This is a genomic window from Streptomyces sp. 184 (assembly GCF_045781775.1).
In the GTDB taxonomy this organism is placed as follows: Bacteria; Actinomycetota; Actinomycetes; order Streptomycetales; family Streptomycetaceae; genus Streptomyces.
In genome coordinates this window covers 1736002-1752981 of sequence record NZ_CP123230.1, presented here as the reverse complement: position 1 = coordinate 1752981, position 16980 = coordinate 1736002, and the positions used below count along the sequence as shown (strand labels likewise).

The 16980-nt window shown below is 68.9% G+C and carries 18 protein-coding genes; 6 read left to right on the top strand and 12 right to left on the bottom strand.

Annotated features, from left to right (window positions below; all coding sequences use genetic code 11):
• Positions 1–28 precede the first annotated feature (28 nt).
• The gene (locus tag QBL21_RS07650) at positions 29–1195 is read left to right on the top strand and encodes a helix-turn-helix transcriptional regulator (protein ID WP_407561235.1); all 1167 of its coding nucleotides are present in this window, start codon (positions 29–31) and stop codon (positions 1193–1195) included.
• 12 nt (positions 1196–1207) lie between these two features.
• A complete protein-coding gene (locus QBL21_RS07645; protein ID WP_407561234.1) occupies positions 1208–1927 on the top strand; it encodes a 5-formyltetrahydrofolate cyclo-ligase in 720 nt (239 codons plus the stop codon).
• 23 nt (positions 1928–1950) lie between these two features.
• Here the strand turns inward: QBL21_RS07645 and nucS are convergent, their stop codons facing one another.
• Entirely contained in the window at positions 1951–2622 is a 672-nt protein-coding gene (gene nucS, locus QBL21_RS07640) for an endonuclease NucS (RefSeq protein ID WP_407561233.1), read from the bottom strand.
• Between the two features lie 217 nt (positions 2623–2839).
• Between nucS and QBL21_RS07635 the strand changes: the two genes are divergently transcribed.
• Positions 2840–3232 carry an SCO5389 family protein gene (locus QBL21_RS07635; protein ID WP_407561232.1) on the top strand — a complete coding sequence of 131 codons (393 nt, stop codon included), beginning with the start codon at positions 2840–2842 and terminating at the stop codon, positions 3230–3232.
• 62 nt (positions 3233–3294) lie between these two features.
• Here QBL21_RS07635 and QBL21_RS07630 read toward each other — a convergent pair whose 3' ends face one another.
• Complete coding sequence (locus tag QBL21_RS07630; RefSeq protein WP_407566340.1) at positions 3295–4326, bottom strand: LLM class flavin-dependent oxidoreductase; 1032 nt, start codon at positions 4324–4326, stop codon at positions 3295–3297.
• Between the two features lie 198 nt (positions 4327–4524).
• On the opposite strand from QBL21_RS07630, the gene QBL21_RS07625 reads away from it, so the two are divergent.
• The 3 genes from QBL21_RS07625 (at position 4525) to QBL21_RS07615 (ending at position 8385) form a co-directional block, all read left to right on the top strand.
• Complete coding sequence (locus QBL21_RS07625; protein ID WP_407561231.1) at positions 4525–4851, top strand: ATP/GTP-binding protein; 327 nt, start codon at positions 4525–4527, stop codon at positions 4849–4851.
• Positions 4852–5051: 200 nt separating this feature from the next.
• Positions 5052–6308: a glycoside hydrolase family 18 protein gene (locus QBL21_RS07620; RefSeq protein WP_407561230.1), complete on the top strand. Its 1257-nt coding sequence runs from the start codon at positions 5052–5054 to the stop codon at positions 6306–6308.
• 322 nt (positions 6309–6630) lie between these two features.
• Positions 6631–8385: a glycosyl hydrolase family 18 protein gene (locus tag QBL21_RS07615; protein ID WP_407566339.1), complete on the top strand. Its 1755-nt coding sequence runs from the start codon at positions 6631–6633 to the stop codon at positions 8383–8385.
• Positions 8386–8483: 98 nt separating this feature from the next.
• Here the strand turns inward: QBL21_RS07615 and QBL21_RS07610 are convergent, their stop codons facing one another.
• The 10 genes from QBL21_RS07610 to QBL21_RS07565 form a co-directional block, all read right to left on the bottom strand.
• Positions 8484–8924: a DUF2550 domain-containing protein gene (locus QBL21_RS07610; protein WP_407561229.1), complete on the bottom strand. Its 441-nt coding sequence runs from the start codon at positions 8922–8924 to the stop codon at positions 8484–8486.
• Positions 8925–8960: 36 nt separating this feature from the next.
• Entirely contained in the window at positions 8961–9344 is a 384-nt protein-coding gene (locus QBL21_RS07605; RefSeq protein WP_407566338.1) for a F0F1 ATP synthase subunit epsilon, read from the bottom strand.
• 106 nt (positions 9345–9450) lie between these two features.
• Positions 9451–10890, bottom strand: a complete 1440-nt coding sequence (gene atpD, locus QBL21_RS07600) for a F0F1 ATP synthase subunit beta (RefSeq protein WP_407561228.1) — start codon at positions 10888–10890, stop codon at positions 9451–9453.
• A gap of 1 nt (position 10891) precedes the next feature.
• On the bottom strand, positions 10892–11833 hold the full coding sequence (locus QBL21_RS07595; protein WP_407561227.1) for a F0F1 ATP synthase subunit gamma: 942 nt from the start codon (positions 11831–11833) through the stop codon (positions 10892–10894).
• Positions 11834–11835: 2 nt separating this feature from the next.
• Positions 11836–13407 carry a F0F1 ATP synthase subunit alpha gene (atpA, locus tag QBL21_RS07590; RefSeq protein ID WP_407561226.1) on the bottom strand — a complete coding sequence of 524 codons (1572 nt, stop codon included), beginning with the start codon at positions 13405–13407 and terminating at the stop codon, positions 11836–11838.
• A 105-nt stretch (positions 13408–13512) separates the two neighbouring features.
• Complete coding sequence (locus QBL21_RS07585) at positions 13513–14328, bottom strand: F0F1 ATP synthase subunit delta (RefSeq protein WP_407561225.1); 816 nt, start codon at positions 14326–14328, stop codon at positions 13513–13515.
• Positions 14329–14386: 58 nt separating this feature from the next.
• A complete protein-coding gene (locus QBL21_RS07580; protein ID WP_407561224.1) occupies positions 14387–14953 on the bottom strand; it encodes a F0F1 ATP synthase subunit B in 567 nt (188 codons plus the stop codon).
• Positions 14954–14981: 28 nt separating this feature from the next.
• Positions 14982–15212, bottom strand: coding sequence for an ATP synthase F0 subunit C (gene atpE, locus QBL21_RS07575; RefSeq protein WP_407561223.1), 231 nt, complete (start codon positions 15210–15212; stop codon positions 14982–14984).
• 82 nt (positions 15213–15294) lie between these two features.
• Entirely contained in the window at positions 15295–16005 is a 711-nt protein-coding gene (gene atpB, locus QBL21_RS07570) for a F0F1 ATP synthase subunit A (RefSeq protein ID WP_407566337.1), read from the bottom strand.
• A 304-nt stretch (positions 16006–16309) separates the two neighbouring features.
• Positions 16310–16759 (bottom strand): hypothetical protein, encoded by a 450-nt coding sequence (locus tag QBL21_RS07565; RefSeq protein ID WP_407561222.1) that lies wholly within the window; start codon positions 16757–16759, stop codon positions 16310–16312.
• Positions 16760–16980: the final 221 nt, after the last annotated feature.

The following is a 16980-nucleotide window of genomic DNA, read 5'->3' as shown; positions in this document are numbered from 1 at the left end:
TTCGCCCCCTACCCCGGAGGGAAGCGCGATGACGGTCAAGCGCGTCCGACTCGCCCAACGCCGCAAGGCGTGCGGCTTCACTCAAGAGAGCTTTGCCGAACACCTGGGCGTCGAACGCTCCACGGTCGGCCGCTGGGAGAGCACCGACACCGAACCTCAACCGTGGCTCCGCCCCAGGATGGCGCGGGCGCTCAATCTTGCGGACCAAGACCTTCAGGCAATGCTCGATGACGTGACGGTTGTCCCGCGGCAGCCCAGTGAGCGGATGGCCTTCGTGCTGCAAAACCCGACCTCGGCCGACCTGGTGGCAGTCGCCTCCCTCCACGAGCAGGTGCGACAGCTCGATGAGTCCTACGACACCGCGTCATCCACCAGTCTCATGGGAGCTGCTGGCCAAGTGCACGGGCAGGTGAAGGTGTTGCGCCAGCACGCCGCCAACGCCCGGGTTCGACGCGCGCTCTACGAGGTGGAGGCCGACGCAGCCATCCTCATGAGTCAACTGGTCTGGGACGTCAGTCAGCGTCGTGACCACCAGGCGCCGCTGCGCTACCTCGATGAAGCAGTGGCCGCGGCCCGGCACGGCCGGGACACGACGACGGAGGCGTACGCCGTCCTCCGGAAGAGCTTCCTGGCCCTGTACGGCGAGAAGGACCCGCTGCGAGGCGGGCAGTTGGCCGACCAGGCGGCGACCATCGCGCAGTTCACCAGCCCGTCCCTGACGGGCTTGGCACTGCTCCACGTCGCCGAGGCGCACGCCATGGCCGGTCGGCTCACGGCGTGCGAGGCCGCCTTGAAGACGGCGGACGCCCAGTTCCACAAGGTGGGCGAAGACGATGTGGCGGCTCCGTACTACACGGTCAACGAGTACAACCGCCTGGCAGGCTCGTGTTACCTGTTCCTCGGGCTGCCGGCGCGGGCTGAGCCGATCCTGCGCACCACTGCGACGGCGTTGGGGGCCAAGAAGAAGAGCCAGGCCATCACGCTCGGCAACCTGACGCTCGCGCTCATCCGCCAGGGGAAGCTCGATGAAGCGGTGGTCACCATGCACCGCACCATCGACGCCGTTGAGCTGACGCGCGGCGGCGGTGGTCTCAACGTGGCATTTTCTGCCGGGCGCGAGCTGCGGCCGTGGCGACATGAATCATGGGCGCAGGAGCTCAACGACCGGCTCCTTGCCCTGATGGCTGCGATCTAGAGCAGGTGGCGCGTGACGACGATCGACGAAGCCAAGCAGTCGGTACGGGAACAGGTGTGGCATCGCCTCATCGACGGAGGCGGAGCACCTGCCGACTCCTTCGGCAAGATTCCCGGTTTCTACGGCGCGGAGACCACGTCCGAGCGGTTGGCCGAACTGGACGAGTGGCAGCAGGCGACGACCGTCAAGGCCAATCCCGACTGGGCACAGCGTCCGGTACGCACGCGGGCGCTGGAAGACGGCAAGCTCCTGTACATGGCGGTGCCGAGGATGGCGGGCCTGCGGCCGTTCTATCTCCTCGACCCCGCGACCCTGGCGATCCCCGCCGGCCGGGCCGCGGAGAAGAAGGGCGCCGCTCAGGTGGCACGGCGGGTCGGCGTCGAGGAGATGCGGCCGATCGACCTGGTGGTGTGCGGCTCGGTGGCCGTCAACCGCTCGGGGGCTCGTATCGGGAAGGGCGCCGGGTATTCCGACCTTGAGGTGGCGCTACTCATCGAAGCCGGTCTCGTCACGGAGGCAACGGTGATCGTCGCGCCGGTCCACCCGCTCCAGGTGATCGAGGAGGCCATCCCGGAGACCGGGCACGACTTCTCCGTGGACTACATCGTGACGCCGGACGAGGTGATCCGCTGTTCTCACCGGCGACGGCCGCGCGGCGTGGTGTGGAACGACCTGGACGACGCCAAGATCGCGGCGATTCCGGTGCTGGCACAGCGGAAGGCGGCGCGATAGAAGCCGCCGCACCGCCCCCCGTCTCAGAACAGCTTCAGCTTGCCGTCGTCCGTCCCCCGCAGCGCGTCGTAGTCCAGCACCGCGCACTCGATCCCCCGGTCCGCCGCCAGCACCCGCGCCTGCGGCTTGATCTCCTGCGCCGCGAACACCCCCCGCACCGGCGCCAGCAGCGGGTCGCGGTTCAGCAGCTCCAGGTAGCGGGTCAGTTGCTCCACCCCGTCGATCTCGCCGCGCCGCTTGATCTCCACGGCGACCGTCGTGCCCTTCTCGTCCCGGCCCAGGATGTCCACCGGCCCGATCGCCGTGGGGTATTCGCGCCTGATGAGGGTCCAGCCCTCGCCCAGCGCCTCCATGCGGTCGGCGAGCAGTTCCTGGAGGTGCGCCTCCACCCCGTCCTTGACCAGGCCGGGGTCGACGCCCAGTTCGTGCGACGAGTCGTGCAGCAACTCCTCGATCGTGATGATCAGTTTTTCGCCTGCCTTGTTCTCGACCGTCCACACGGCGACACCGTCCTGTTCACCCTCTTTCAGAGTGCACGGCGGTGACATCCAGTTGAGGGGTTTGTACGCACGGTCGTCGGCATGGACGGAGACGCTGCCGTCGGCTTTGACCAGGATCAGCCGGGGCGCGGAGGCGAGGTGGGCGGTGAGCCGCCCGGCGTAGTCGACAGAGCAGCGGGCGATGACGAGGCGCATGGCGCACCACGCTACTCGACTCCCGGCGCACCCTGCGATCTGACCCCTGATGCACCTTTCCGCAATGGCCAGTTGTGTACGCGTTCTTGTGGTGGAGCCGCATCCTCCGCCCTACGGTGGACGCAGGCGGTTGTCACATGGGCACCGAGAGTGGTGATCGCCGTACCTGTCCGGTCAGGCCCCGCCCGATCCCCGCGGGGCTGCGAGAGGAGAATCCATGTCGCTGGACGTCCCACCTGCTCTGCTCGATCAAGCCGAGCGGGGCGAGGTCGACGAAAGGGAGTTTGTCGACTGCGTCCGGACCTCACTTCCCTATGCCTGGGACATGATCAGCTCCCTGGTGGCACAACTGAAGGTCGACGGCGGCAACTTCGCCGACAACCAGGTCCCGCCCCCGGATGAGCACGCCCGCGGCCAGCTCCTTCGCGCGCTGGCCAGCAATGCGATACGGGGGGCGCTGGAACGCCACTTCGGCGTCCGGCTCGCGTTCCAGAACTGTCATCGCGTGGCGGTCTTCCCCCTGGAAGCCTCGGCAGAGGAGCCGCTGTCCCGCTTCACCTCGGTGAGGGCGCAGTTGCTCAACCAGTCACCGGAGCTGCGTGACTGCTGAACGGGCCCCAGGTCCCCCGCGCTGCCGCTCCGCACGCCGTCCGCTCGCCCCGTCCCATCCGGTCAGCGAGCGAGGAGCGGCAGCACCTCCGAACCGATACGCCGTACGTTCCGCTCGGTGGCGCACAGCTCCCCCGAGCCCTCGACGAGCAGCGCGAAGCGCGTGATGCCGGTACGTTCCGCGGTAGCCGCCAGCCGGTCGGCGCACAGCCGCGGGGGGCCCACCGGGTGCAGCGCGCACAGCAGTTCCGTGTACGCCTCCGGATCGCGCATCGGGCGCCGTCTGCCGTCCACCGTCTCCATCGCCCCCACGCCGCTGCGGAACGCCCCGGGCAGGGCCTTGCGCAGCGACTCCGCCGCGCTCTTGGGGGTGTCGTCGACCTGGGCCACTCCGGCCGAGACGTGTTCCGCCGCGTCGATCGCCTCCGGGCTCATCCCGGCCTCCCGCGCGGTACGCCGCCACAGCCGCACCATCTCCGCCTTCTCGTCGTCGCCGCAGTGCATTCCGAGCAGCATCGGCAGCCCGCGCGCGGCGGCGAGCCGTACGGTCGCCGGGGAGGTGCAGGCGACCAGTACGGGCACGTCGGCGCCGCCGTGCAGCGCCTCGGCCGGCCGGGGCACGACGGCGACCTCGCGGAAGGCGTAGCGCCCGCCCGCGGCGCCGACCCGCGGTTCGCGCAGCCAGCGCAGCAGCAGGTCCAGCGATTCGGGGAAGTCCGTCTCGTACGCCGCGAGGCCGGTGCCGAAGACCTCCAGGTCGACCCACGGCCCGCCGCGCCCGACGCCGAGGACGAAGCGGCCCTGGGCGGCGTGGTGGAGCAGCGCGGCCTGCTCGCCGAGGGCGACGGGGTGCTGGGTGGGCAGCACGCTGACGGCGGTGCCGACGCGGATGCGGCTGGTGCGGCCGAGGAGCAGCGCGGCGAGGGTGACCGCCGAGGGGCAGGTGCCGTACGGGATGAAGTGGTGCTCGGCGAGCCAGACGGAGTCGAGCCCCGCTTCCTCCGCCGCGACGCCCGTCCGCACGGCCCGGTGCAGGGCCTCGCCCTGCCCCTGGCCGGGGAACTGGGCGGCCAGCACGAACGAGCCGATGTGCATCCTGCCCCCTGTGTACCGACGGTGCTGCTGGTCGAGGGGTACGAACGGCCCGTCACCTGCGGCGACGGGGCGCAGCCCCGAAGTTGTCTTCATTGTTGGCGATGGGCGGGTGAATCGTCATTCTTTGTGCCCGGGGCTGGACTTCGAGCCCCGTACCCTGGTAGGGAATCGTCACGACGATCTTCCCGAGGTGCCGCCGTGTCCCCCCGCCGCCACAAGCCGCGCTCCCGCGGTGCCGCCCGCCCGTCCGCGGACGACGACCTCGCCGGCCGCCTCGGCATGCCCGACGCGGCGGAGTACGGGGGCGAGGAGTTCCTCGTCCGCCGCGTCTCCGGCGCCGCGGCCGACAAGAGCTACCGCTGCCCGGGTTGCGACCAGGAGATCCGCCCCGGTACGCCGCACGTGGTGGCGTGGCCGGCGCACGACGGAGCGGACCTGCGCCGGCACTGGCACACGGCCTGCTGGAACGCCCGCAACCGCCGCGGCACGCGGCCGCAGCGCTCACGGAACGCCCCGCGCCACTGACACGGGTACCCGCTCGGCCCGGCCGGCACCGCTCGTGGCCGGCCACGCAATCCCCCTGTGGTCCAGACCTATTGACGATTGGTACAGACCTTATCTACGCTCCCGCATTACTGCGGTGAGCATGACACCCTGACCGACGCTCACCGGGCGACGCAGGTCCCACCCCCCATGTATCCGGACCTAGCTCGAGGAGCACACCCTTGAGATCCCCACGCGTCACACGTACACGCACCCGCGTCATCGGCGTCCTGCTGACCCTGGCGCTCGCGATCCCGCTCACGGTGCTGGCCACGCTCGCGCCGTCGAGCAAAGCGGGCGCCGCGACGACCCCCGCCGGGCCCAAGGCCGCCGGGGTGAAGCTCGGCTACTTCACCGAATGGGGCGTCTACGACCGCAACTACCACGCCAAGAACCTCGACACCTCCGGCTCGGCCCAGAAGCTCACCCACATCAACTACGCCTTCGGCAACGTCACGGGCGGCAGGTGCACCATCGGCGACTCCTTCGCGGCCATCGAGAAGAGCTACACCGCGGACCAGAGCGTCGACGGGGTCGCCGACACCTGGGACCAGCCGCTGCGCGGCAACTTCAACCAACTGCTCAAGCTGAAGAAGAAGCACCCGAACCTCAAGATCCTGTGGTCCTTCGGCGGCTGGACCTGGTCCGGCGGCTTCGGCCAGGCCATGCAGAACCCCGAAGCCTTCGCGCAGTCGTGTTACGACCTGGTCAACGACCCGCGGTGGCAGGGCCTGTTCGACGGCATCGACCTCGACTGGGAGTACCCCAACGCCTGCGGCCTGTCCTGCGACACCAGCGGCCCGGCCGTCATGAAGAACATGATGCAGGCGTTCCGCAACAAGTTCGGCAACCAGCTCGTCACCGCCGCCATCACGGCGGACCCGTCCAGCGGCGGGAAGATCGACAAGGCCGACTACGCCGGCGCCGCCCAGTACACCGACTGGTACAACGTCATGACGTACGACTTCTTCGGCGCCTGGGACGCGCAGGGCCCCACCGCCCCGCACTCGCCCCTGACCTCGTACGACGGCATCCCGATCGCCGCGTTCAACTCCGACTCCGCGATCCAGAAGCTGAAGGGCATGGGCATCCCGGCCAACAAGCTCCTGCTCGGCGTCGGCTTCTACGGACGGGGCTGGACCGGCGTCACCCAGAGCGCACCCGGCGGCACCGCCACCGGACCGGCACCCGGCAAGTACGAGCAGGGCATCGACGACTACAAGGAGCTGAAGAGCAGGTGCCCCGCCACCGGAACGGTCGCCGGCACCGCGTACGCGCACTGCGGCAACCAGTGGTGGAGCTACGACACCCCGCAGACCATCGGCGGGAAGATGGACTACGCCAAGCAGCAGGGCCTCGGCGGCGCGTTCATCTGGGAGATGAGCGGTGACACCGCGAACGGCGAGCTGATGTCCGCCGTGAACAGCGGCCTCGGCTGAGGTCACCCGATCCGGCCGGGAGGCCGGACGGCAGGAGCCCGGGAAGGTGGAGTCGCCCCCACCGACCCGGGCTTCTGTCATTTGGTCCAGACCTATTGACCGCATTGGTACATACCAATAGCCTCCCTGGCGTGTGAGTGTCATGGCATGAACAAACAATCTGGCTCGTGTACGACGGGCGGCCGTACGCGCGAACGCGCTGCCCGCACCTGACGGAACGGCACTCGACGAGGGAGACACAACCTTGAGATCCCCCACCGGCAGTCGCCTGCTGAGACGCGCCACGGCCATCGTGGCCGCCGTGGCCATCCCGCTCGCCGCGATGGTCGGACTCGCCAGCCCCGCCCAGGCGGCAGGGGCGACCGCGACCTACCAGAAAGCCTCGGACTGGGGCACCGGCTTCGAGGGCAGGTGGACGGTGAAGAACACCGGCACCACCCCCCTCTCCTCCTGGTCCATATCCTGGGACTTCCCCGCAGGCACCAGCGTCACCTCCTCCTGGGACGCGGACGTCTCCAACACCGGCACCCGCTGGACGGCCAAGAACAAGTCGTACAACGGCAGCCTGGCCCCCGGCGCCAGCCTCACCTTCGGCTTCAACGGCTCCGGCAGCGGCGGCGGCAACGCCACCAACTGCACCCTGAACGGCGATTCCTGCGACGGCGGGGGCATCCCCGGCGACAACGCACCTTCCGCTCCCGGCACGCCCAGCGCCGGGAACATCACCGACACCTCCGTCGCACTGACCTGGACGGCCGCCACCGACGACAAGGGGATCAAGAACTACGACGTCTACCGCGGCAGCACCAAGGTCGCCACGGTCACCGACACCAAGTACACGGACACCGGCCTGACCGCCGGCAGCACGTACACCTACAGCGTCCGCGCCCGCGACACCGCGGACCAGGTCGGCCCGGCCAGCGCCTCGCGGACCGTCACCACCACGGGCGGCGGCGGCCCCGGCGGTGACAAGATCAAGATGGGGTACTTCACCGAGTGGGGCGTCTACCAGCGCAACTACCACGCGAAGAACCTCGACACCTCCGGCACGGCGCAGAAGATCAACACGATCAACTACGCCTTCGGCAACGTCCAGAACGGCCGCTGCACCATGGGTGACTCCTACGCCGCCATCGAGAAGGCGTACGGCGCCGGCGAGAGCGTCGACGGCGTCGGCGACACCTGGGACCAGCCGCTGCGCGGCAACTTCAACCAACTGCTCAAGCTGAAGAAGAAGCACCCGCACATCAAGATCCTGTGGTCCTTCGGCGGCTGGACCTGGTCCGGCGGCTTCACCCAGGCCATGCAGAACCCGGCGGCCTTCGCCCAGTCCTGCTACGACCTCGTGTACGACCCCCGCTGGCAGGGCCTGTTCGACGGCATCGACCTCGACTGGGAGTACCCCAACGCCTGCGGTCTGACCTGTGACAGCAGCGGCCCGGCCGTGATGAAGAACATGATGCAGGCGTTCCGCGCGAAGTTCGGCAACAAGCTCCTCACCGCCGCCATCACGGCGGACCCGTCCAGCGGCGGGAAGATCGACAAGGCCGACTACGCCGGCGCGGCGCAGTACGTCGACTGGTACAACGTCATGACGTACGACTTCTTCGGCGCCTGGGACGCGCAGGGCCCCACCGCCCCGCACTCGCCCCTCACGTCGTACGACGGCATCCCGATCGCCGCGTTCAACTCCGACTCCGCGATCCAGAAGCTGAAGGGCATGGGCATCCCGTCGAGCAAGCTGCTGCTCGGCGTCGGCTTCTACGGACGGGGCTGGACCGGCGTCACCCAGAGCGCACCCGGCGGCACCGCCACCGGGCCGGCACCCGGCAAGTACGAGCAGGGCATCGACGACTACAAGGAGCTGAAGAGCAGGTGCCCCGCCACCGGAACGGTCGCCGGCACCGCGTACGCCCACTGCGGCAACCAGTGGTGGAGCTACGACACCCCGGCGACACTCACCGCGAAGATGACCTACGCCAAGAACCAGAACCTCGGCGGCGCGTTCATCTGGGAACTCAGTGGTGACACCGCCAACGGCGAGCTGATGACCGCGGTCCACAACGGTCTCGGCTGACCCTCAGACGGGCCTGAGCCCGGGGTATCCGGCGTGCGCTCGCCTCCCCGCCCCGGGTTCAGGCCCTTTCCCGTCCCACGAGCGAGTGACCGTGCGCGCTACGCCACGTTGACGCGCTGGCCGGGAGGCGCCGCCTCCAGCCAGGCGAGGAAGCCGGTGAGCGCGTCCTCGCTCATCGCCAGCTCGATCCGGTCGTCGTCGTGCCGGCAGGCCAGCACGACGGCGTCGGAGAGCAGCGCCAGCTCCTCCTCGCCCGCGGGGGCCCGGCGCTCCAGCACCTCGATGCCGTCCCGCCGCAGCACGCGGCGCGGCCTCGGTGCGTACGAGAAGACGCGGAACCACTCGATGACGTCACCGCTGTAGCGGGCGACGCCGTACGCCCAGCCCTTCCCGGGCCGGTCGGCGCGGGCGGACCAGCGCAGGCTGCAATCGAAGGTGCCGCCGGCGCGCTGGATCAGCCGGCGGCGCAGTCCGAAGAGAAAGAGGCCGAGCAGCAGCAGGGCGACCACGCCCCCGGCCAGCAGCAAAGCGAGGATCATCTCCACAGACCTCCTCGCCGCTCCTCTCGCGTGGCCTCAGCGGCCCGCTACGGCCAGCAGCCGCACTTCCGCGCGCCGCTCCGCCCCCGCGTCCGCATCCGATTTGGCCCGCTCCAGGGCCCGCTCCGCGCGCTCCACGTCGATCTCGTCGGAAAGCTCGGCGATCTCGGCGAGCAGGGAGAGCTTGTTGTCCGCGAAGGAGATGAAGCCGCCGTGCACGGCCGCCACGACCGTACCGTCGCCGCTGCCGTCCGCCGTCCGGATCGTCACCGGGCCGGACTCCAGCACGGTCAGCAGCGGCTGGTGTCCGGGCATGATGCCGATGTCACCGGACGGGGTGCGCGCGATGACCCGGGTGGCCTCGCCGGACCAGACGCTACGGTCCGCGGCGACCAACTCGACGTGCAGCTCGGCCACGATGGCTCCTCAACTGGGGTTTAGCAGAGAATAACTGGTTTGCGGGCCGGGGGCGGGGCGAACCCCGCCCCCGATTGGCTCGGAGCCAATGAAAACCGCGGGCGGTCCGTCAGGAGACGCCCAGCTCCTTCGCCTTGGCCTTGAGGTCCTCCAGGCCACCGCACATGAAGAACGCCTGCTCGGGGAAGTGGTCGTACTCACCGTCGGCGATCGCGTTGAACGCGGCGATCGACTCGTCCAGCGGCACGTCCGATCCGTCGAGACCGGTGAACTGCTTCGCCGCGTGGGTGTTCTGCGACAGGAAGCGCTCGATCCGGCGGGCCCGGGAGACGGTGAGCTTGTCCTCCTCGGACAGCTCGTCCATACCCAGAATGGCGATGATGTCCTGAAGGTCCTTGTACTTCTGGAGGATCGCCTTCACGCGCGTGGCGCACTCGTAGTGCTCCTGCGCGATGTAGCGCGGGTCGAGCACCCGGGAGGTGGAGGCCAGCGGGTCCACCGCGGGGTAGATGCCCTTCTCGGAGATCGGACGGGAAAGCTCCGTCGTCGCGTCCAGGTGGGCGAAGGTGGTCGCCGGGGCCGGGTCCGTGTAGTCGTCCGCGGGCACGTAGATCGCCTGCATCGAGGTGATCGAGTGGCCGCGGGTCGAGGTGATGCGCTCCTGGAGCAGACCCATCTCGTCCGCGAGGTTCGGCTGGTAGCCCACCGCGGAGGGCATGCGGCCCAGCAGCGTGGAGACCTCGGAGCCGGCCTGGGTGAAGCGGAAGATGTTGTCGATGAAGAACAGCACGTCCTGCTTCTGCACGTCGCGGAAGTACTCCGCCATCGTGAGACCGGCCAGGGCGACGCGCAGCCGGGTGCCCGGCGGCTCGTCCATCTGACCGAAGACCAGCGCGGTCTGCGGCAGCACACCGGACTCGGCCATCTCCTCGATGAGGTCGTTGCCCTCACGGGTGCGCTCGCCGACGCCGGCGAACACCGAGACGCCCTCGTGCAGCTTGGCCACACGCATGATCATCTCTTGGATGAGCACGGTCTTGCCGACGCCCGCGCCGCCGAACAGGCCGATCTTGCCGCCCTTGACGTACGGGGTGAGCAGGTCGACGACCTTCAGACCGGTCTCGAACATCTCGGTCTTGGCTTCGAGCTGGTCGAAGGGCGGAGCCGTGCGGTGGATCGGCCAGCGCTCGGTGATCTCCGACTCGTCGACCTCGTCGTTGAGGATCTCGCCCAGGGTGTTGAACACCCGGCCCTTGGTGACGTCGCCGACGGGGACGGTCAGGCCCTCGCCGGTGTCGGTCACCGGAGCCTGGCGGACCAGGCCGTCGGTGGGCTGCATCGAGATGGCGCGCACGACGCCCTCGCCGAGGTGCTGGGCGACCTCCAGGGTCAGCACCTTGATCTCGCCCGCGTTGGCGGGGTCGGCGACCTCGACGGTCAGCGCGTTGTAGATGTCGGGCATCGCGTCGACGGGGAACTCCACGTCGACGACCGGGCCGATGACACGCGCGACGCGGCCGGTCGCGGTGGTGGTCGTAGCAGTGGTCATGTTATCGGTCACTCCCCGCAGAGGCGTCGGCCAGGGCGTTCGCACCACCGACGATCTCGCTGATTTCCTGGGTGATTTCGGCCTGGCGGGCCTGGTTGGCAAGCCGCGTGAGCGACTTGATGAGATCCTCGGCGTTGTCCGTCGCCGACTTCATCGCACGACGGGTGGCGGCGTGCTTCGAAGCGGCCGACTGGAGCAGCGCGTTGTAGATCCGGCTCTCGACGTACCGCGGGAGCAGCGCGTCGAGCACGCCGTCCGCGGACGGCTCGAAGTCGTACAGCGCGTGGTAGTCCTGCTCCTTCTTCCGCGCCTCCTCGAAGACCTCCGCCGACTCCTCGGCGGTCTTGTCGAAGACGATCGGAAGCAGCCGCTTGTCCACCGCGGTCTGCGTCATCATCGAGTGGAACTCGGTGTAGACGATGTGGATCTCGTCCACGCCGCCCTCCGAGGTCTGCTTGCTCAGCGACTCGATGAGCGGCGCCGCCACCTTCTTCGCGTCCGCGTACGTCGGGTTGTCGGTGAAGCCGGTCCACGACTCGGCCACCGGCCGCTCGCGGAAGCCGAAGTACGACACGCCCTTGCGGCCCACGATGAAGTGGTCGACCTGCCTGCCTTCGCCGGTCAGCCGGTTGGTCAGCGCCTCGGCCTGCTTGATGGCGTTGGAGTTGTAGCCGCCGGCCAGACCGCGGTCGCTGGTGATCAGCAGCACCGCGGCCCGCACCGGCCGCTCCACCTCGGTGGTCAGCGGGTGCTTGGTCTCGGAGCCCGTGGCCACCGCCGTGACGGCACTGGTCAGCTCGGTCGCGTACGGCGCGGAGGCCGCCACCTGGCGCTGCGCCTTGACGACGCGCGAGGCGGCGATCATCTCCATCGCCCTGGTGATCTTCTTGGTCGCAGAGACGCTACGGATCCGCCTCTTGTAGACCCGCATCTGGGCGCCCATGCTCAGCCCTCGCCCAGCAGCTTGCCGTCCGAGGTCTCGAACTGCCGCTTGAAGCCCTCGACCGCGTCGCGCAGCGCCTGGATGGTCTCGTCGGCCATCTTGCCGCCCTCGCGGATGCCCGTGAGCAGGTCCTTGTTCTCCCGGTGCAGGTGGTCGAGCAGCTCGCGCTCGAACCGCTTGACGTCCCCGACCGGTACGTCGTCCAGGATGCCGTTGGTGCCGGACCACACGGAGACGACCTGGTCCTCGGTGGGGAAGGGCGCGTACTGCGGCTGCTTCATCAGCTCCATCATCCGCTGGCCCCGCTCCAGGGCCGCCTTGGAGGCGGCGTCCAGGTCGGAGCCGAAGGCGGCGAACGCCTCCAGCTCGCGGAACTGCGCCAGGTCCAGCTTCAGCCGGCCGGAGACCTGCCGGATCGCCCGGTGCTGTGCGGCACCGCCGACGCGGGAGACGGAGATACCGACGTTCAGCGCCGGGCGCTGGCCCGAGTTGAACAGGTCGGACTCCAGGAAGCACTGACCGTCGGTGATGGAGATCACGTTGGTCGGGATGTACGCCGAGACGTCGTTCGCCTTGGTCTCGATGACCGGCAGGCCCGTCATCGAGCCGGCGCCCAGGTCGTCCGAGAGCTTGGCGCAGCGCTCCAGCAGCCGGGAGTGCAGGTAGAACACGTCGCCCGGGTACGCCTCGCGGCCCGGCGGGCGGCGCAGCAGCAGCGACACGGAGCGGTACGCCTCGGCCTGCTTGGACAGGTCGTCGAAGATGATCAGAACGTGCTTGCCCTGGTACATCCAGTGCTGGCCGATGGCCGAGCCGGTGTACGGGGCCAGGTACTTGAAGCCCGCCGGGTCGGACGCCGGGGCCGCCACGATCGTGGTGTACTCCAGGGCGCCGGCCTCCTCCAGCGCGCCGCGCACGCCGGCGATGGTGGAGCCCTTCTGGCCGATCGCCACGTAGATGCAGCGGACCTGCTTGTTCGGGTCACCGGAGCGCCAGTTGTCGCGCTGGTTGATGATCGTGTCGATGCCGAGGGCGGTCTTGCCCGTCTGCCGGTCACCGATGATGAGCTGGCGCTGGCCGCGGCCGATGGGGGTCATCGAGTCGACGGCCTTGTAGCCGGTCTCCATCGGCTCGTGCACCGACTTGCGCTGCATCACCGAGGGCGCCTGAAGCTCCAGCGCACGGCGGTCCTCGGTCGCGATGTCGCCGAGGCCGTCCATGGCGTTGCCCAGGGGGTCGACGACCCGGCCCAGGTAACCGTCGCCGACCGGCACGGACAGGACCTCGCCGGTACGGGTGACCGACTGCCCCTCCTCGATGCCGACGAACTCGCCGAGGACGACCGCACCGATCTCCCGCTCCTCCAGGTTGAGGGCGAGGCCGAGGGTGCCGTCCTCGAACTTCAGCAGCTCGTTCGCCATCGCCGAGGGCAGCCCCTCGATCTTGGCGATGCCGTCCATGGCCTGCGATACCGTGCCGACCTCTTCGCGCGAGGCCGCGTCCGGCTGGTACGACTGGACATAGCTCTCCAGCGCGTCCCGGATCTCCTCCGGCCGGATCGTGAGCTCCGCCATCTGGGTTCCCTGCTCTCCTTGATTGGGCCCGTAAGTTCTTGCGTCCACGGCCCGACCTGGGCCGCTGGTGATGCTCTGGAATTGGTCGGTGACGGCCGGTGGCCGTCAGCCCGCCATACCGCGCTTCACCTCGTCGAGGCGGTCGGCGACGGAGCCGTTGATGACCTCGTCGCCCACCCGTACCGAGATCCCGCCGAGGACCGCGGGGTCCACGTCCAGGTTCAGGTGCATGTCCCGGCCGTACAGCCGGGACAGGGCGGCGCCCAGGCGCTCCTTCTGCCCGTCGCTGAGCGGCACGGCGGTGGAGACCACCGCGACCATCCGGTTCCGGCGCTCCGCGGCCAGCTTGGACAGGGCCTCCAGGCCCCCTTCCAGGCTACGTCCCCGCGGCCGCTCGACGAGCCGCACGACCAGCCGCTCGGTGACCGGGTTCGCCCGGCTCCCCAGCAGCGAGTGCAGCAGCTCGCCCTTGGCCGTCCGGGTACCCACCCGGTCGGTGAGCGCGCCGCGCAGCTCCTTGTCGGCGACGACGATCCGGCCGAACCGGAACAGCTCGTCCTCGACGTCGTCAAGCTGCCCCGCGCGCTGTGCGGCGGTGAGGTCCGCGGTGTCGGCCAGCTCTTCGAGCACGTCGACCAGGTCACGCGCCCGCGACCAGCGGGCCCGTACCATCCCGGCGACCAGGTCGGCGGCCTCGCCGCCGAGCTGCCCGCCGAGGATCCGGCGGACCAGCTCGGCCTTGGCCTCGCCGGGCTGAGCCGGGTCGGTCAGCGCCCGCCGCAGCGTCACCTCGCGGTCCAGCAGCGCGGTCACGGCGGCCAGCTCCCCGGCGAGCTTCGCCGCGTCGACCGAGGTGTTGTCGGTCAGCGCGTCGAGCTGCTCCCGGGCGGCGGCCAGCGCCTCGCGGCTCGCTCCGTTCATCGGTCACGCTCCTCGTCTCGCTCGCTGGCGCTCGCTCGACTCGTCGCCGTTCCGGCGTTCATGCCCCGGCCTCGGCCTTCGTTCCGGCCTGGTCGGCGGCCTTGGTCTCCAGCTCGTCCAGGAACCGGTCGACGACGCGGCTCTGCCGGGCGTGGTCCTCAAGGGACTCGCCTACCAGCCGCCCGGCCAGGTCGGTCGCGAGCTTGCCGACGTCCTGGCGCAGCGCCAGCGACGCGGCCTTCTTGTCGGCCTCGACCTGGGCGTGACCGGCGGCGATGATTTCCTCACGCTGCCGCTGGCCCTCGGTCCGCATCTCGGCGATGAGGGCGGCACCCTGCTCGCGAGCTTCCTCGCGCAGCCGGTTGGCCTCGTGCCGGGCCTCGGCGAGCTGGGCCTTGTACTGGTCCAGCGTCTGCTCCGCCTCGATCTGGGCGGCCTCGGCCTTCTCCATGCCGCCCTCGATGGCCGAGCGCCGCTCCTCGAGCACCTCGTTGATGCGCGGCAGGAGCTTCTTGGCCAGCAGCGCGAAGACGATCAGGAAGGCGATCAGGCCGATGACGAGTTCCGGCATCGGCGGGACGAGAGGATTCTGCTTCTCCTCCGCCGCGATCTGCAGGAGATTCACATCGGTGCCTTTCGTCGGAAGAGGCTGATCAGTACACGAACGGCATGACGATGCCGATAAGGGCGAGCGCCTCACAGAAGGCGAAGCCCAGAATCATGTTCTGCCGGATCAGGCCGACGGCCTCCGGCTGGCGGGCCATGGCCTGCACGCCGTTACCGAAGATGTAGCCGATACCGACACCGGGGCCGATCGCGGCGAGGCCGTAACCGATCGAGCCGACGTTGCCATCGAGTGCGGCCAGGGTCTCCATCGCAGCCATGTGCTTTCTTCCTTCTCTTCTGCCGAACCGGTGGGGGTTGGCCACCGGACGAATGTGGGGGTGGTGCGGGTGGTACGGGCTCTCAGTGCGACTCTTCGAGGGCACCGGAGATGTAGCTGGCCGACAGTACGACGAACACGTACGCCTGCACGGCCTGGATGAACAGCTCGAAGACGATCATCACCATGACCAGGACGAAGGCCACGGGCGCGAACGCGAAGCCCCAACTGTTCATGAAGAACCAGGTGGCGATGGTGAACATCACCAGCAGCAGGTGGCCGGCGAACATGTTGGCGAAGAGCCGGACCGCGTGGGTGAACGGCCGCACGAGCACGTTCGAGAAGAACTCGATGACCATGACGAGCGGAAGCACCGCGCCGAGCGACTTGTCGTAGCCGGTGAGGTTCTTCAGTCCGCCGACGAAACCGTGCCGCTTGAAGGTCAGGGTCATCCAGGTCACCCAGACAAGACCCGCAAGGGCCGCCGGGAAGGCGATGATCGAGGTCACCGGGAACTGCGCGAGGGGGATGATCGACCAGAGGTTCATCAGCCAGATGAAGAAGAAGAGGGAGACCAGCAGCGGCACCCACTTCTCGCCTTCCTTCTTGCCGATGGTCTCGTAGACGATGCCGCGGCGTACGAAGTCGTAGCCGGACTCGGCGACCATCTGGAGCTTGCCCGGTACGACCTTGGGGTTGGCGAACGCCTTCCAGAAGAAGAGGCAGAGCAGCCCGGTCGTGATGAGCGCCAGCAGGATCGGCTTGTTGAACTCGAAGCCGCCGATCTCGAACATCGGCTTGAAGATGAACGAGTGCAGGCCGGGAGACTGGAAGCCGCAACCACCATCAACGAAGATCTTGCAACTCGCGTCGAAAGCGAGCGTCGTATCAGCAGCACTCACCGGCGAGCTCCTTCGGTGTGACGCATGGCTACGGCAACCTCAATGTGTCGGCGTTGTGCACCGCTGGAGAGCGGTACGTGACAGGACGGGATACGGCCGGCGGGGTGCGGTGCGGCCCTGCGGCCCACGGCGCACGCGCGCACCGGCGCGGCAGGGGGACGATAGCAGTAGCGGATCACTGCTCGGGCAGCGCCCCTCATCGCCCGGCCTCGGTGGTTGTGCCGGAGCGCTGTTCACCTGCTCCGGTTTCTCGCTCCGGTTCCACGTACGGCAACTTCAGCCGGAAGTGGGTACGGCCCAGGGCGCCGGTGAACACCAGCGCCGCGGCGAGGACGGTGAAGCCGAACGCCCTGGTGTTGAAGAGCGTCGTGTCCTTGAACAGCCCCATCACGACTGCCAGCAGCAGGATCTGGGTGGTGTAGGTGAGCAGCGCGATCCCCATGAACAACTCGGGGTGCTTGCGCGAGAAGTGCTGGAGTGCGAAGAGGCCGAGACCGAAGAAGGCAAGGACCACCACGGTGGCTGCGGCGGCTCCCACACCGCCCTTCACACCGGCCGCGAGTGAACTGATGATCACTGCGACGACGCCGGCGAGGGCGGTCGGGATCGCGGCGCCACGGAGGATCCGGGCGTCGTTGACCTGCATATGAGGAGTCTCCGGCGGGAGTCGGGAGCAACTGGTCGACGGTGACGAGCATGTCCCCGGGGCGAGTGCACCGCGTCGAGGGGCATCGCGCCAGAGGACCGTCGCACTACGGTCCTTCGGCTCTGCACCGGGTTCTCGTGAACGGTATCACAAGCATCTTGACCCGAGCTTTACTCGGTACGTGTGCCGCCCGTCACACGAAGGGGCTATGTCGGCCGCGT

Bases quoted from the DNA above. Each gene is read 5' to 3' on its own strand.
- QBL21_RS07650 (WP_407561235.1), top strand. From the start codon at position 29: ATGACGGTCAAGCGCGTCCGACTCGCCCAACGCCGCAAGGCGTGCGGC.
- nucS (WP_407561233.1), bottom strand. From the start codon at position 2,622: ATGCGCCTCGTCATCGCCCGCTGCTCTGTCGACTACGCCGGGCGGCTC.
- QBL21_RS07635 (WP_407561232.1), top strand. From the start codon at position 2,840: ATGTCGCTGGACGTCCCACCTGCTCTGCTCGATCAAGCCGAGCGGGGC.
- QBL21_RS07630 (WP_407566340.1), bottom strand. From the start codon at position 4,326: ATGCACATCGGCTCGTTCGTGCTGGCCGCCCAGTTCCCCGGCCAGGGG.
- QBL21_RS07615 (WP_407566339.1), top strand. From the start codon at position 6,631: ATGGTCGGACTCGCCAGCCCCGCCCAGGCGGCAGGGGCGACCGCGACC.
- QBL21_RS07610 (WP_407561229.1), bottom strand. From the start codon at position 8,924: ATGATCCTCGCTTTGCTGCTGGCCGGGGGCGTGGTCGCCCTGCTGCTG.
- atpD (WP_407561228.1), bottom strand. From the start codon at position 10,890: ATGACCACTGCTACGACCACCACCGCGACCGGCCGCGTCGCGCGTGTC.
- QBL21_RS07595 (WP_407561227.1), bottom strand. From the start codon at position 11,833: ATGGGCGCCCAGATGCGGGTCTACAAGAGGCGGATCCGTAGCGTCTCT.
- atpA (WP_407561226.1), bottom strand. From the start codon at position 13,407: ATGGCGGAGCTCACGATCCGGCCGGAGGAGATCCGGGACGCGCTGGAG.
- QBL21_RS07585 (WP_407561225.1), bottom strand. From the start codon at position 14,328: ATGAACGGAGCGAGCCGCGAGGCGCTGGCCGCCGCCCGGGAGCAGCTC.
- atpE (WP_407561223.1), bottom strand. From the start codon at position 15,212: ATGGCTGCGATGGAGACCCTGGCCGCACTCGATGGCAACGTCGGCTCG.
- atpB (WP_407566337.1), bottom strand. From the start codon at position 16,005: ATGTTCGAGATCGGCGGCTTCGAGTTCAACAAGCCGATCCTGCTGGCG.
- QBL21_RS07565 (WP_407561222.1), bottom strand. From the start codon at position 16,759: ATGCAGGTCAACGACGCCCGGATCCTCCGTGGCGCCGCGATCCCGACC.